This is a genomic window from Bradyrhizobium sp. Ken51, from assembly GCF_055807435.1.
In genome coordinates this window covers 26,995-39,303 of the sequence record NZ_JBVVPB010000016.1, presented here as the reverse complement: position 1 = coordinate 39,303, position 12,309 = coordinate 26,995, and the positions used below count along the sequence as shown (strand labels likewise).

Here is a 12,309-nt window from a genome sequence, read left to right as displayed (position 1 = left end):
ATATATAGAAAATAATTCCAGTCAACCCCGGATCTGGGGGGAGCGAGTATCGTATGCGGTTCTTGCCGGTGTTCCTCGATCTCAAGGCCGGTCCGGTGGTTCTCATCGGCGCGGGTGAGCTTCTGCGCGCCAAGCTGCGCGTGCTCGCAGCCGCCGGTGCGCGCATTCGCGTGCATGCGATCGACGGCAATCAGGACCTGGGTCTGGGCTCCGAGGACGCCGCGCGTATCGACGTCGCGGCCACCGATCCACTGACCGCCGATCTCTCGGGAATCATCGCCGTCGTTTGCGCCGGCGCAGGCGATGTCGGCGTGGCGATGTCGGTCCGCGCCAAGGCGCTCGGCCTGCCCGTCAACGTCATGGACGATCTCGAGCATTCGAGCTTCATCTTCCCGGCGATCGTCGATCGCGGCGATGTCGTGGTCGCCGTCGGCACCGGCGGCACGTCGCCGGTGGTGGCGCGGCGCGTGCGCGAAAAGATCGAGGCACTGCTGCCGGCGCGGATCGGCGAGTTGGCCGAGTTCATCGGCGGCTTCCGCAAATCCATCAACGAACGTATTGCCGAGTTTCCGCTGCGCCGCCGTTTCTGGGAGCGCGTCATCGACGGCCCGATCGGCGCATCCCTGCTTGCGGGCCGCAAGGGTGAGGCCGAAGCCGCCCTCAAGGCGATTTCCGATCCATCCGCGTTCGCGCGAGCCGACAAGCCGGAGGGCTCGGTCGCGCTGGTCGGCGCCGGTCCCGGCGATCCGGATTTGCTGACCATCAAGGCGCTGCGCGCGCTCCAGGATGCCGACATCGTCTTCCATGACGAGCTGGTCTCGCCTGAAATTCTCGACCGCATCCGCCGTGACACCAGCCGCGTGCCGGTCGGTCGCCGCGTCGGCAAGCCCGGCATCGGTCAGGACGCCATCAACAAGCGCATGATCGAGGCTGCGCAATCCGGCCAGCGCGTAGTGCGGCTGAAGGGCGGCGATCCTTTCGTGTTCGGCCGCGGCGGCGAAGAAGTCGAAGCGTTGCGTGCGGCCGGCGTTGCCTATTCGATCATTCCCGGCATCACTGCAGGCCTCGGCGGCGCCGCCGATTTCGAGGTGCCGCTTACCTATCGTCACGAAGCAACCCGCATCACCTTCCTCACCGCGCACAAGGCGCGCGACGCGGAAGTCGTGGACTGGTCGGCGCTGACCGACGCCAGGATGACCGTCGTGGTCTACATGGGCATGACGGCTGCGCCGGCCGTACGCGCCGGCCTCTTGGCCGCCGGCCGTTCGCCGGAGACGCCGGTCGGCGTGTTCGCCCGCGTCACGCGTCCCGATGCGCAAGGTGCGATCGGTACGCTGCGCGACCTGCCCGAACTGGTGCGACGGACAAATGGCGGCCCCGCCATTCTCATCATCGGCGATGTGGTCCGGCATGCCGGCTCGCTTCGCCGCCAAACCCCAAAGCAAATCATCTCTGACCTATTGGATGCAGCCGAATGACCTCCCCGCTTGAACAGAAGAAGATCAAAATCGCCGGTCCCTCGGTCGTGACCGCCAACCGCACCTGGGACGGCATCGTGGTTTACCGCACCGCCGCCAAGAGCTGGTCCGCGGAGCTGTCGGAAGCCGCGATCGTGCGCAACTCCGACGAGGCGAAAGCGTTGCTTGCGGAGTCCGTTGCCGATGACGTCGGCGCGATCGGTCCCTATATCGCGCCGGTACAGGTCGGTGCGGACGGCAGGATCGAACCCGGCAATCTGCGCGAACAGATCCGCCGCACCGGTGTGACCATCGGACAGCCGGTCCAGGTTTAAGGCATTCTCGCATGTACGCTTACGATGAAATCGACCGCACGCTCGTCAACGAGCGCGTCTCGGAATTCCGCGACCAGGTGAAGCGCCGCCTGTCCGGCGAGCTCACCGAGGACGAGTTCAAGATCCTGCGGCTGCAGAACGGCGTCTATCTGCAACTGCACGCCTACATGTTCCGGGTCGCGATCCCCTACGGGACGCTGGCGTCGAACCAGCTGCGCGCGCTCGCCCACGTCGCGCGCAAATACGACCGTGGCTACGGCCATTTCACGACGCGGCAGAACATCCAGTTCAACTGGATCAAGCTTGCCGAATTGCCGGACGCGCTGGCCGATCTTGCCGAAGTCGGCATCCATGCGATGCAGACCTCCGGCAACAACATGCGCAACGTCACTTCGGACCAGTGGGCCGGCGTGGCGCCCGGCGAGATCGAGGATCCCCGCATCTGGTCGGAGCTGATCCGCCAGCACACCACGCTGCATCCGGAATTCTCGTTCCTGCCGCGCAAGTTCAAGATCGCGATCACCGCGTCGGACCACGACCGCGCCGCGATCAAGATCCACGACATCGGGCTGAAGCTGATCAAGAACGAGAAGGGCGAGACCGGCTTCGAGGTGCTGGTCGGCGGCGGGCTCGGGCGCACGCCGTTCATCGGCAAGACCATCAAGCACTTCGTGCATGGCCGCGACATTCTCAGCTACATCGAGGCGATCCTACGGGTGTACAACCAGTACGGCCGCCGCGACAACATCTACAAGGCGCGCATCAAGATCCTGGTGCACGAGCTCGGCATCGAGAAGTTCTCGCGCGAAGTCGAGGAGGAGTGGCAGCACATCCGCAACTCCTCGCTCCAGATCGATGACGAGGTTGTCGAGGACATCCGTTCGCGCTTCAGCTATCCCGCCTACGAGAAGCTTCCGCACATGCCGGACGAACTGCGGCAGGCCGCGGCCGATCCCGATTTCGAGGCATGGCGCAAGAACTCGGTCGCCCCGCACAAGGTCCAGGGCTATTCCATCGTCACGATCTCGCTGAAGCCGATCGGCGCGCCTCCGGGCGATGCTACCGCCGAGCAGATGCATGCGCTCGCCGATCTCGCCGACAGATATTCGTTCGGTGAGATCCGCGTCGGACACGAGCAGAACCTCGCTTTGCCGCATGTCGCCAAGCGCGACCTGCCCGCGCTGTGGAAAGCGCTCGACAAGCTCGGGCTGGCAACGCCGAACGTCAATCTGATCACCGACATCATCGCCTGCCCGGGTCTCGACTATTGCTCGCTGGCCAATGCGCGCTCGATCCCGATCGCGCAGGAATTGACGCGGCGCTTCGCCAATCACGAGCTCGCCAATCTGATCGGCCGGTTGCACATCAACATCTCCGGCTGCATCAACGCCTGCGGCCATCATCATGTCGGCCACATCGGCATTCTCGGCGTCGAGAAGAACGGCGAGGAGGTCTACCAGATCACCATCGGCGGTCGCGCCGACGAGAGTGCCGCACTCGGCAATCTGATCGGCCCCGGCGTCAAGTTCGACGAGGTCGCCGACGTCGTCGAGGACATCGTGGAAGCCTATCTGGCGCTACGCGAGCGGCCTGAAGAGCTGTTCATGGACACCGTAAAGCGCCTCGGCGTCGAACCTTTCAAGGAGCGCGTTTATGCCACTCGTTAACGGCGGAAAGATCGCCGACGACGGCTTCGTCAAGCTCGCGGTCGACACGCCGCTGCCCGAGGGCGGCGACATCCTGGTGCCGGCGGAGCGCTTCGTCGGCGACGCCGACGCGTTGCTCAGGCGGACCGGCAAGGTCGGTGTGATCTGGCCGAACAATCGCGACATCGCCGAGCTGGTGCCGTACCTCGGCAAGATCGCGGTCGTCGCGCTGGTGTTCCCGACCTTCCGCGACGGACGTGCCTACAGCCAGGCGCGGCTGCTGCGCGAACGCTACAATTACCGCGGCGAATTGCGTGCGACGGGCCAGATCCTGCGGGACCAGTTCGTGTTCATGCTGCGCGCGGGCTTCGATTCCTTCGACGTCAAGAAGCAGGCTGACGCCGAAGCCTTCATGCAGACCGCGAAGCGCTACTCGGTATTCTACCAGCCCACCGGTGACGGCCGCATCACGGCGCTGCACCGGCGCATGCAACTGCGTCATTCCGAGGGTGTCGGCACGTGAACGTAGTCGCGCCTCAGGCTTCGACGTCCGTCACTGCGCTGCCTTCGGCGGAGGAGCTCGATCGCGCCTTGCGCGATGCCTCGCCCGCCGAAATCATCGCCGCTGCGCTGAAGACGGTCGGGCGCGACAAGCTCGCGCTGGTGTCGTCCTTCGGCACGGAATCGGCGACGCTGCTGAAGGTCATGGCCGATGTCGATCCGGCCATCCCGGTAATCTTCCTCGACACCGGCTGGCTGTTCGAGGAGACGCTGGCCTATCGCGACACGCTGATCGCGACGCTGGGCCTGAAGGACGTCCGCTCGATCAAGCCCGCCGAGGAGACGCTGTCGCGCGAAGATCCCGAACGCGACCTCTGGTTCTCCGATCCCGACGCCTGCTGCCGTATCCGAAAGGTCGAGCCGTTGGCGCGGGCGCTGAAACCGTTCGACGCTTGGCTCAACGGCCGCAAGCGCTTCCAGGGCAACTCGCGCGCCGACATCCCGGTGGTCGAGGACGATGGTGCGCGGTTGAAGTTCAATCCCTTTGCCAATGTTTCGCGCGAGGAACTCGAGGCGATCTTCGCCCGCGCCAAATTGCCGCGTCATCCTCTGATTGCGTCGGGATTCCTGTCGGTCGGGTGTATGCCTTGCACGAGCAGAACGGCCGAAGGTGAGGATGAGCGTGCCGGTCGCTGGCGCGGCCGGGCCAAGACGGAATGCGGCATCCACACGATGAAGACTTCGTAGCAAAGTTACGCTGCCCGGCTACGAACAAGAAAATCCGGTTCCGTTGACTTAAGCGCGTTTCGCCCCGAGTTATGCCTGCCATCGATGACGCCGCCGTCATTGATGTGAATGGAGATGGACATGATGCGTCGTATCGTTCCGCTCGCGGCAGGACTGCTCGTGACAGGCTTGTTGGCAAGCTCGGCTCTCGCCGCTGACATCAATCTGCTGAACGTATCGTACGATCCGACGCGCGAGCTCTATGTCGAGTTCAACAAGGCGTTCGCGAATTCCTACCAGAAGGAAACCGGCAAGAGCGTCGAGATCAAGCAGTCGCATGGCGGCAGCGGTTCGCAGGCGCGCGCCGTGATCGACGGATTGCAGGCCGATGTGGTGACGCTCGCGCTCGCCTACGACATCGACGCCATCGCGGGCAAAGGCCTCACGACGGCTGACTGGCAGAAGCGGTTGCCGCAAAATTCGTCGCCCTATACCTCGACCATCGTGTTTCTGGTCCGCAAGGGCAATCCGAAGGGCATCAAGGACTGGGGCGATCTGCTCAAGTCGGGCGTCGCCGTGATCACGCCGAACCCGAAGACGTCAGGCGGCGCGCGCTGGAATTATCTGGCGGCCTGGGGCTTTGCGCAGAAGAAGTACGGTTCGGCCGATAAGGCCAAGGACTTCATCGGCAAATTGTATCAGCAGGTGCCGGTGCTCGACACCGGTGCGCGCGGCGCGACCGTGACCTTCGTCGAGCGCGGCGTTGGCGACGTGCTGCTCGCCTGGGAGAACGAGGCGTACCTCGCGCTCAAGGAATTCGGTCCGGAAAAATTCGAGATCGTGGCGCCGCCGCTCTCGATCCTGGCCGAGCCGCCGGTGACGATCGTCGACAAGGTTGCCGATAAAAAAGGCACGCGCAACGCCGCCGACGCCTACCTGCAATATTGGTATACCAAGGAAGGTCAGGAAATCGCGGCGCGCAACTTCTATCGTCCGCGCGATCCCGAGATCGCTAAAAAACACGAAAGCTCCTTCGCGAAGGTCGAGCTGTTCACGATCGACGAACTTTTCGGCGGCTGGACCAAGGCGCAGAGGGAACATTTTGCCGACGGCGGCGTCTTCGATCAGATCTACAAGAACTGATCGGGCGCTGTCGACGGGGCTTAAACAGGGGGCCTGGTGAGCGCAATCGTAGCACGACGCCGGACATTGCCAGGCTTCGGTCTCACGATGGGACTGACGCTGTCCTGGCTGTCGATCATCATCCTGATTCCGCTCGCCGGCCTCTTCCTGAAATCCCTCGAGTTGAGCCCCGAGCAGTTCTGGAACATCCTCTCCAGCCGCCGCACCCTGAATGCCTTGCGCGTGTCCTTCGGGCTCGCCTTCGCGGCGGCCTGCGTCAATCTCGTGATGGGCAGCATCATCGTCTGGGCGCTGGTGCGCTACCGCTTTCCGGGAAGGCGGCTGTTCGATGCCATCGTCGACGTGCCCTTTGCGCTGCCGACGGCGGTCGCCGGCGTCGCGCTGACCGCGTTGTTCGCCGAGAAGGGCTGGCTCGGCGCGCCGCTCGCGGCGGCCGGTATCAAGGTGGCGTTCACGCCGGTCGGCATCTTCGTCGCCATGATCTTTATCGGTATCCCGTTCGTGGTGCGCACGGTGCAGCCGGTGCTCCAGGATCTGGATCCTGAGATCGAGGAAGCCGCGGGCAGCCTTGGCGCGAGCCGCTGGCAGACCATCATTCGCGTGATCCTGCCCTCACTCGGTCCGGCGCTGCTCACCGGGCTCGCGCTCGCCTTCGCACGCGCGGTCGGCGAATACGGCTCGGTGATCTTCATCGCCGGCAATCTGCCCAACGTCTCCGAGATCGCGCCGCTGCTGATCGTGATCCGCCTGTCCGAATTCCGCTATGCCGATGCGACCGCCATCGCGGTGGTCATGCTGGTCGTATCCTTCGTCATCATCTTCGCCGTCAACCGGCTCCAGCGCTGGGCGCAGAGCCGGATTCCGGTACGCTGAGGGCGGATCATGACGATGCAGATCGCAGATTCCGTCCAACTCTCGGCCCCCGACGCCAAGGCACGCGCTCATGCGGCGGCCGCGCGGGACAACCTGCGCACCGAACCGAGGGCGGTTCGCATCGTCATCATCGCGCTCGCGATGACCTTTCTCTCTGTCTTCGTCGTGCTGCCGCTGGTCGTGGTGTTCGCGCAGGCGTTCTCGAAGGGAGTCCTCGCTTATTTCGCCGCGCTGGCCGACCCGGAGGCGCTGTCCGCGATCAAGTTGACGCTGTTGGTTGCGGCAATTTCCGTCGGCCTCAATCTCGTCTTCGGCTTGGTCGCGGCCTGGGCGATTGCAAAATTCGAATTCTCGGGCAAGACCTTCCTGATCACGCTGATCGATTTGCCGTTCTCGGTCAGCCCCGTCATCTCGGGCCTCGTCTTCGTGCTGCTGTTCGGCGCTCAGGGCTATTTCGGCAGCTGGCTGCGCGATCATGACATCCAGATCCTGTTCGCGGTGCCCGGCATCGCGCTTGCGACCACCTTCGTGACCTTCCCCTTTGTGGCGCGTGCGTTGATCCCGCTGATGCAGGAGCAGGGCACGCAGGAGGAGGAGGCCGCGATTTCGCTCGGCGCCTCGGGCCTGCAAACCTTCTTCCGCGTCACGCTGCCCAACATCAAATGGGGCGTGCTCTGCGGCGTCCTGCTCTGCAATGCGCGCGCGATGGGCGAGTTCGGCGCGGTCTCCGTCGTCTCCGGCCATATTCGCGGCGAGACCAACACGATGCCGCTCCTGGTCGAGATTCTCTACAACGAATACCAGTTCGTCGCGGCGTTCGCGATCGCCTCGCTGCTCGCGATGCTGGCGCTGATCACGCTGATCGCCAAGACCGTTCTCGAAAGTCACCTCGACGAAGGACATGACGCAAGTGAGCATTGAAGTCAGGAATCTCGTCAAGAAGTTCGGCAGCTTCGCGGCCCTCGACGGCGTCGACCTCAAGGTCAACGACGGCGAGCTGCTCGCGCTGCTCGGTCCATCAGGTTCCGGCAAGACCACGCTGCTGCGGATCATCGCCGGGCTCGACTGGCCCGATTCCGGTGAGGTGTCTTTCAACGGCGAGGACGCGCTGGCGCAGGGCGCGCGCGAGCGGCACGTCGGATTCGTATTTCAGCACTACGCGCTGTTCCGCCACATGACGGTGTTCGAGAACGTCGCCTTTGGGCTGCGCGTGCAACCGCGCGCGATCCGCAAGGACGAAGCGACCATCCGTGTGCGCGTCAAGGAACTGCTCGATCTCGTGCAGCTCGATTGGCTCGCCGACCGTTATCCGAGCCAGCTCTCCGGCGGTCAGCGCCAGCGCATCGCGCTGGCCCGCGCGCTCGCGATCGAGCCACGTATCCTGCTGCTCGACGAACCCTTCGGCGCGCTCGATGCCAAGGTGCGCAAGGAGCTGCGCAAATGGCTGCGTTCGCTGCACCACGAAATCAACGTCACCTCGATCTTCGTCACCCATGACCAGGAAGAGGCGCTCGAAGTCGCCAACCGCGTCGTGGTGATGGACAAGGGCAAGATCGAGCAGATCGGCTCGCCCGATGACGTCTATGAGAGCCCCGCGACCGCCTTCGTCCACGGCTTCATCGGCGAGTCCATCGAGCTTCCGGTCCTGATCGCCGACGGCGTCGTCACGCTCGGCGACCGGCCGCTTCGGCTCGCGGCCGACGGGCTTGCGCCTGGCGCGTCAAGACTGTTCGTGCGGCGACACGACATGCTGGTCGGCCCGCCCGGCAGCGGCGCCTTCGAGGGGGCCGTGCAGCATGTCCGGAATTTCGGTCCCGTGCAGCGGGCCGAGGTGGCACTGTCAGGCGGGCAAACGATCGAGATCGATGCGCCTCGTGGTCGGGAACTGCGCGCCGGCGACACGATTGGCCTCGAGCCCCGCCGCTACCGGATATTTGCGGGCTAGATCTCCGTCATTCCGGGATGGTCCGTAGGACCAGCCCCGGAATCTCGAGATTCTCAGGTGCGCAATTGCGCACCATAGTTCGATGCTTCGCATCGCCCCGGAACGACTTCGACGATTTTCTTCAATATTCACCTTTCAGCCACGGTTGGTATGCAACAACGGCCCCTGATTTGGGGGCTCCTGTTCATGCGCGCCGCGGCCGCAATACTCATCACTTTGCTGCTCGCCGGCTGCGCCGGCAACGAAGCGCCGGTCCAGCAGCCGTCCATGTATGCCGATATGTCCGTCCCGGGCGCCAAACTCGATGCGCAGGCGGCGGCGATCATGATCTCGCAATACCGCCAGAACAACGGGCTCGGCATCGTCGTGATCGACCCCGAACTGATGCGGCTTGCCGAATCCCAGTCCCAGGCCATGGCGGCGGCCAACAAGATGGATCATGACGTCCGCGCGCCGCTGGCCAAGCGCCTCAGCGCCGGCGGCTATCCGGCGACCGTTGCGGTCGAGAATGTCTCGGCCGGCTATCATACGCTGGCGGAAGCGTTTTCCGGCTGGCGCGACTCGCCCCCGCACCGCGCCAACATGCTCAAGAGCGGTGTCACAAAATTGGGCATCGCGGCGGGCTATGCTCCCGGCACCAAATACAAGGTGTTCTGGACCATGATCCTGGCCTCGACGGACTCTCGATAAGCCAGACTTGATCCTGGGATGCATTGACGCCGCGGCAGACTGTCGCCACGGTCGCTCGCCATCTGCTATTGTTTCCGCATGACTGATCATAGCCCAGACGTCGCAACAATCCCCGCGAACGCGCAACGTGTCCTGGTCCTCCAGGGCGGCGGCGCGCTCGGCTCTTATCAGGCCGGCGCCTATCAGTCGCTCTGCCATGCCGGCTTCGAGCCGGAATGGGTCGCCGGCATCTCGATCGGCGCGGTCAACGCCGCGATCATCGCCGGCAACGAAGGGCAGACGCGCGTCAAGCGGCTCAAGGAATTCTGGGAGATGGTCTCCGCGCCGGTGCCGTGGAAGCCGATCGGCAAGAGCGACCATAGCCGCGAGCTGTTCAACTCGACCAGCGCCGCATTGATCGCGACCTTCGGCGTGCCCGGCTTCTTCACGCCGCGCATCCCGCCCGCGCCGCTCTGGCCGCCCGGCAGCCCGCAGGCCGAGAGCTATTACGACACCGCGCCGCTGAAGAAGACGCTGGAGCGTCTGGTCGATTTCGACCGCATCAACGATCTGAAGACGCGGCTGTCGGTCGGCGCGGTCGGCGTCACCTCCGGCAACTTCAAATATTTCGACAATTTCGAGTTCAGGAAGCTTGGCAAGAAAATCGGCCCCGAGCACATCATGGCCTCCGGCGCGCTGCCGCCCGGCTTTCCGTCCGTCGTGATCGATGGCGAGCATTATTGGGACGGCGGCATCGCCTCCAACACGCCGCTCGACTATGTGCTGGACGCCGAGACGGACCGCGATCTCCTGATCTTCCAGATCGACCTGTTCAGCGCCCGCGGCGACCTGCCGACCTCGCTGCTCGAGGCGACCGAGCGCGAGAAGGACATCCGCTTCTCCAGCCGCACGCGGATGAACACCGACAAGAACAAACAGGTGCACAACGCCCGCAGGGCCGTGCGCGACCTGATTTCCAAATTGCCCGATTATCTCAAGAACGACCCTTCCGTGGAATTCTTGGCCAAGGTATCGCGCGAAAGCACCGTTACCGTGGTGCACCTGATCTACCGCAGCAAGAATTACGAATCCTCGTCCAAGGATTACGATTTCTCGCATGTCGCCATGGTCGAGCATTGGGAAGCCGGCGTGCGTGACGTGCATCTGTCGATGCGCCACAAGGACTGGCTCGAGCGGCCGCAATCCGGCGAGACCATGGTGACCTACGATCTCACGGGGGACGTCACTGCGCCCCCGGCAAAAAGGAGCGAGTAATATGGGTAGTTTGTCAGGCAAGAACGCCGTCGTGACCGGGTCGACCAGCGGCATCGGGCTCGCCTATGCGCGCGCCTTCGCCGCCGCCGGTGCCAATGTCGTCATCAACGGCTTCGGCTCGCCGGAGGACATCGAGAAGGAGCGCGCCAAGATCGAGTCCGATTTCGGCGTGAAGGCGGTCTATTCGCCGGCTGACATGACCAAGCCGGCCGAGATCGCCGGGATGATCGCGCTCGGCGAGAAGAGTTTTGGTTCGGTCGACATCCTCGTCAACAATGCCGGCATCCAGTTCGTCTCGCCGATCGAGGAATTCCCGCCGGAGAAATGGGACCAGATCATCGCGATCAACCTGTCCTCGGCCTTCCATGCCATTCGCGCCGCCGTGCCCGGCATGAAGAAGAAGGGCTGGGGCCGCATCATCAATACCGCTTCCGCGCACTCGCTGGTCGCCTCGCCCTTCAAGTCGGCCTATGTGTCGGCCAAGCACGGCATTGCCGGCCTGACCAAGACCGTGGCGCTGGAGGTCGCGACCCACAAGATCACCTGCAACTGCATCAGCCCCGGCTATGTCTGGACGCCGCTGGTGGAGAAGCAGATCCCCGACACCATGAAGGCGCGCAATCTCACGCGCGAGCAGGTCATCAACGACGTGCTGCTCGACGCGCAGCCGACCAAGGAGTTCGTCACCTCCGAGCAGGTCGCAGCCCTCGCGCTGTTCCTGTGCGGCGCCGATGCGGCGCAGATCACCGGCACCAACCTGTCGATCGACGGCGGCTGGACCGCGGAGTAGAGCGCGACCGCCGGCGAATGGCGGAGCCGAGCTCCGCCATTTCGTTCAGTGCGTCCACGCCAGCGCCGTCTCGAATGCCGAGGACAGGTGCAGCTCCGCGAACATGATCTTGCCGGCGACCACGAACAGCACGCTGGCAAGCGTCAGGCGCAGCACTGTCTCGGGCACGCGCGTTGCGCTGAAGCTGCCGACGACGATGCCGGGCAGTGAGCCCAACAGCAGCACGCCCATCAATGCCCAATCCACGTCGCCAAGCGCCCAGTGCCCCATTCCCGCGATCAGGGTCAGCGGGACCGCATGGGCGATGTCGGAGCCGACGATGGTCGCCATCGGCAGGCGCGGATAGAGCAGCAGCAGAACGGTGACGCCGACCGCGCCGGCGCCGACCGATGAAATCGAGACCAGCACACCGAGCACGATTCCGGTGACGACGGTCGCGATCGCCGTGGTGCGGTCATCGACCTGCTCCAGGCGCCGGCGATAGCGCTCCATGATCGATCTGCGGAAGATCAGCGAGGTCGCAGTCAGCAGCAGTGCGAAGCAGAGCACGAGGTTGACGAGATTGCGCTCGGAATCGCTCTTGAGGTCGAGCTTCCACAGCACCAGCAGCGTCAGCGCACTCGCCGGAAGACTGCCGCAGGCGAGCCGCAGCACCGCCGGCCAGTGCACGCTGCGCGACCAGCCATGCACCACGCTGCCGCCGGTCTTGGTGGCGGCGGCATAGAGCAGGTCGGTGCCGACCGCGGTCGATGGATGAATCCCGAACAGCAGGATCAGCAGCGGCGTCATCAGCGAACCGCCGCCGACGCCGGTCATCCCGACCAGCAGGCCGACGCCGAAACCGGAGGCGACGTAGAGTGGATCGATCATGTCCAGGGAATCTTAGGTTTATCTCGTCAGTTGGGCAATATGACGTAGAATAAACTTTCCCTGCGGCGCAACCATCTGG

General features: G+C 64.2%; 13 protein-coding genes. 12 read left to right on the top strand and 1 reads right to left on the bottom strand.

Annotation, left to right across the window (positions count from 1 at the left end; translation table 11 throughout):
- Positions 1–53 precede the first annotated feature (53 nt).
- From cysG to AC0L27_RS25010, 12 genes are all read left to right on the top strand, one after another.
- Entirely contained in the window at positions 54–1,478 is a 1,425-nt protein-coding gene (gene cysG, locus AC0L27_RS25065; protein WP_354209470.1) for a siroheme synthase CysG, read from the top strand.
- Positions 1,475–1,792, top strand: a complete 318-nt coding sequence (locus AC0L27_RS25060; RefSeq protein ID WP_354209469.1) for a DUF2849 domain-containing protein — start codon at positions 1,475–1,477, stop codon at positions 1,790–1,792. The genes cysG and AC0L27_RS25060 overlap by 4 nt, the downstream gene beginning before the upstream one ends.
- An 11-nt stretch (positions 1,793–1,803) precedes the next feature.
- On the top strand, positions 1,804–3,459 hold the full coding sequence (locus AC0L27_RS25055; protein ID WP_354209468.1) for a nitrite/sulfite reductase: 1,656 nt from the start codon (positions 1,804–1,806) through the stop codon (positions 3,457–3,459).
- A complete protein-coding gene (locus tag AC0L27_RS25050; RefSeq protein WP_354209466.1) occupies positions 3,446–3,961 on the top strand; it encodes a DUF934 domain-containing protein in 516 nt (171 codons plus the stop codon). The genes AC0L27_RS25055 and AC0L27_RS25050 overlap by 14 nt, the downstream gene beginning before the upstream one ends.
- The gene (locus tag AC0L27_RS25045) at positions 3,958–4,686 is read left to right on the top strand and encodes a phosphoadenylyl-sulfate reductase (protein ID WP_354209464.1); all 729 of its coding nucleotides are present in this window, start codon (positions 3,958–3,960) and stop codon (positions 4,684–4,686) included. The genes AC0L27_RS25050 and AC0L27_RS25045 overlap by 4 nt, the downstream gene beginning before the upstream one ends.
- Before the next feature lie 108 nt (positions 4,687–4,794).
- Positions 4,795–5,808, top strand: a complete 1,014-nt coding sequence (locus tag AC0L27_RS25040; protein WP_473301936.1) for a sulfate ABC transporter substrate-binding protein — start codon at positions 4,795–4,797, stop codon at positions 5,806–5,808.
- Between the two features lie 66 nt (positions 5,809–5,874).
- The gene (gene cysT / locus AC0L27_RS25035) at positions 5,875–6,681 is read left to right on the top strand and encodes a sulfate ABC transporter permease subunit CysT (RefSeq protein WP_210351243.1); all 807 of its coding nucleotides are present in this window, start codon (positions 5,875–5,877) and stop codon (positions 6,679–6,681) included.
- 9 nt (positions 6,682–6,690) lie between these two features.
- A complete protein-coding gene (gene cysW, locus AC0L27_RS25030; RefSeq protein ID WP_473320605.1) occupies positions 6,691–7,602 on the top strand; it encodes a sulfate ABC transporter permease subunit CysW in 912 nt (303 codons plus the stop codon).
- On the top strand, positions 7,592–8,626 hold the full coding sequence (locus tag AC0L27_RS25025) for a sulfate/molybdate ABC transporter ATP-binding protein (protein ID WP_354209456.1): 1,035 nt from the start codon (positions 7,592–7,594) through the stop codon (positions 8,624–8,626). The genes cysW and AC0L27_RS25025 overlap by 11 nt, the downstream gene beginning before the upstream one ends.
- A 186-nt stretch (positions 8,627–8,812) precedes the next feature.
- The gene (locus tag AC0L27_RS25020; RefSeq protein ID WP_275172255.1) at positions 8,813–9,316 is read left to right on the top strand and encodes a CAP domain-containing protein; all 504 of its coding nucleotides are present in this window, start codon (positions 8,813–8,815) and stop codon (positions 9,314–9,316) included.
- Positions 9,317–9,394: 78 nt separating this feature from the next.
- On the top strand, positions 9,395–10,570 hold the full coding sequence (locus tag AC0L27_RS25015; RefSeq protein WP_354209454.1) for a patatin-like phospholipase family protein: 1,176 nt from the start codon (positions 9,395–9,397) through the stop codon (positions 10,568–10,570).
- 1 nt (position 10,571) lies between these two features.
- Complete coding sequence (locus AC0L27_RS25010) at positions 10,572–11,360, top strand: 3-hydroxybutyrate dehydrogenase (protein WP_275172253.1); 789 nt, start codon at positions 10,572–10,574, stop codon at positions 11,358–11,360.
- A gap of 45 nt (positions 11,361–11,405) precedes the next feature.
- Here the strand turns inward: AC0L27_RS25010 and AC0L27_RS25005 are convergent, their stop codons facing one another.
- Entirely contained in the window at positions 11,406–12,230 is an 825-nt protein-coding gene (locus AC0L27_RS25005) for a sulfite exporter TauE/SafE family protein (protein WP_275172252.1), read from the bottom strand.
- Between the last annotated feature and the right edge of the window lie 79 nt (positions 12,231–12,309).